Genomic DNA, 2,145 nt, shown 5'->3' on the forward strand with positions numbered 1-2,145 from the left:
CGAGTCCTTGTACTTGTGCGGCGACTTGATGACGCAGTACACGTTCTTCTCAGTGGGCGGCGGCGCCCGCCCGCGCGCCCACGCCCGCACACACCGACGACGAAGACGGAACAGGGGAACCACCACCATGGAATCAGGCACCTCACCGCGCGACACCCTGTCCTCGCTCGTGCACGGCGACTCCTACCGGGAGGCGCTGCCGCGACTGACCGAGATCTTCGCGCCGGAGCTGTTCGCCAGACCGTCCGGCCTCGCGGACCGGGACCGCCACTCGCTCACCTACCAGCGGCTGCGGCACATCAATGACCAACTGGACATCAGCACACCGCTGTTGACCCAGCGCGGGCTGCTCTTCCCGCTGCTGGAATGGGTCGCCCTCGCCGACCCCTCCCTCTTCTACGCCTTCTTCCTGCACCACTGCACCACGGTCGGCGCCCTCCTGGAGTTCGGCGCCGGCCGCGACGACCTCGACGACATCCTCGCCCGGCTGGCCTCCACCGAGACGGTCGGCGCCCTGCTGATGACCGAACTCGGCCACGGCAACAGCAACGCCGCCGTGCGCACCGAGGCCGTCTACGACCCGGACACCCGCGAGTTCGTCCTCAACACCCCCGGCCCCGAAGCCGTCAAGTACCCGCCGAGCGTGGCCGGTCCGGGACTCGACCGGCTCGGCATCGTCACCGCCAAGCTCCTCGTCGGCGGCCAGGACCGCGGGCTGTTCTGCTTCATCGTCCCCCTCCGGGACACCACCGGCCCCTGCCCGGGCGTGGTGATCGAACCGCAGGACTCGGCCCCGATCCTCCCCCTCGACTGGGCGGCCGTCTCCTTCCACGGCGTACGCGTTCCGTACCGCAACTGGCTGCGGGACTCCGCCTCGATCGCCGAGGACGGCACCTTCACCGACACCCTCAGCACCCCCGCGCTGCGCTCCCGGCAGGCCTCCCGGCTCATCCGGTACGTCTGGGAGGTGGCGGCCGTGGGCCTCGCCGCCGTCACCCGCGCCTCGGCCGCCATCGCCGTGCGGCACGCCCACGCCCGCTACACCAACGGCACCTTCGCCGGGTTCGCCGACCCCATGCCGGTCATCCGCTACCGCAACCAGCAGCGCACCCTGTTCGGCGCCCTGTCCGCCGCCTATGTGTCCGCCATGGCCGCGAAGTCCTTCACCGGTCCCGAGCCGGCCGGCCGCGGCGCCGGGGAGATCCGCACCCTGTTCACCCTCAAGGCCGGGATCGACCGGATCGCCGAACGCGTCACCGCCGCCACCCGCGGCGCCTCCGGCGTCCTCGGCTTCAGCCCGGCCAACCGCTTCCTGGACTACCAGGGCCTCGCCCACGCCTTCGACGCCGCCGGACTGAGCACCCAGGTCCTCCACCTCAACGCGGCCTGGACCATGGCCCTCGGCTTCGACTACGAGCCGCCCGCCGACGACTCCGCCGCCAGCCGGGACCTCGACCTGCGCGACCCGGCACGGTGGCGGGCGCTGGCCGGCACCCGGGAGCGACGCCTGCACGAACGCCTGGTCGCCGAACTCGCTGCCGCCCGGGCCGCCGGACTCGGCGAGTTCGACGTCTGGAACGACCGCTTCGACCTGGCCGAACAGCTCGCCGAGGCCCACACCCTGCGCCTGCTGGTCGACCTCGTCCGCACCGAGACCGACGCCCTGCCCGACGCCGAGGCCCGCCGCCTCGCCCTCGAGCTGTGCTCGCTGCACCTGCTGGGCGAGATCTCCGCGCACAGCGGCTGGTACCTCGCCGAGGGCCTGCTCACCGCCGAGGAGACCGCCGCCCTGCCCGGCCTGCTCGACCGGATCTGCGCCGGCCTCACCCCGCACGCCCTGCGGCTGGCCGACGCCCTGGACGTGCCCTACGACCTGGTCGGCGCGCCGATCGCCCACCCCGAGTACGCGAGCGCCTTCACCAAGACCGCGTTCACCGCCCCCGGCGGTGCCGCGCCGGACGACACCACGGTCACCGGGCCCACGCTCGCCGACCCCGCGTAACCGGGACGGAATCGCCCGTTCACCTGCCCTGGACCGCCCTGCCCCGAAGGTTTGCAGCATCATGCGAGATTCCTCCCAGGCCCGCGCCCGGCTCACGTCCGACACCGCCGCCGACCCCTCGGCCGATACCGCCTCCGCCACCC

General features: G+C 72.9%; 1 protein-coding gene and 1 pseudogene. One reads left to right on the forward strand and one right to left on the reverse strand.

All coding sequences use genetic code 11. The annotated features are described in order from the left end of the window. Positions 1–72: pseudogene (locus tag H5J33_RS38790) on the reverse strand (30S ribosomal protein S10); the annotation flags it as partial. A gap of 55 nt (positions 73–127) precedes the next feature. On the opposite strand from H5J33_RS38790, the gene H5J33_RS32350 reads away from it, so the two are divergent. Continuing rightward, the gene (locus H5J33_RS32350) at positions 128–2,002 is read left to right on the forward strand and encodes an acyl-CoA dehydrogenase (protein ID WP_181798290.1); all 1,875 of its coding nucleotides are present in this window, start codon (positions 128–130) and stop codon (positions 2,000–2,002) included. The last annotated feature ends 143 nt before the right edge of the window (positions 2,003–2,145 follow it).

The sequence above is a fragment of the Streptomyces sp. WELS2 genome, assembly GCF_013870595.1.
In the GTDB taxonomy this organism is placed as follows: Bacteria; Actinomycetota; Actinomycetes; order Streptomycetales; family Streptomycetaceae; genus Streptomyces.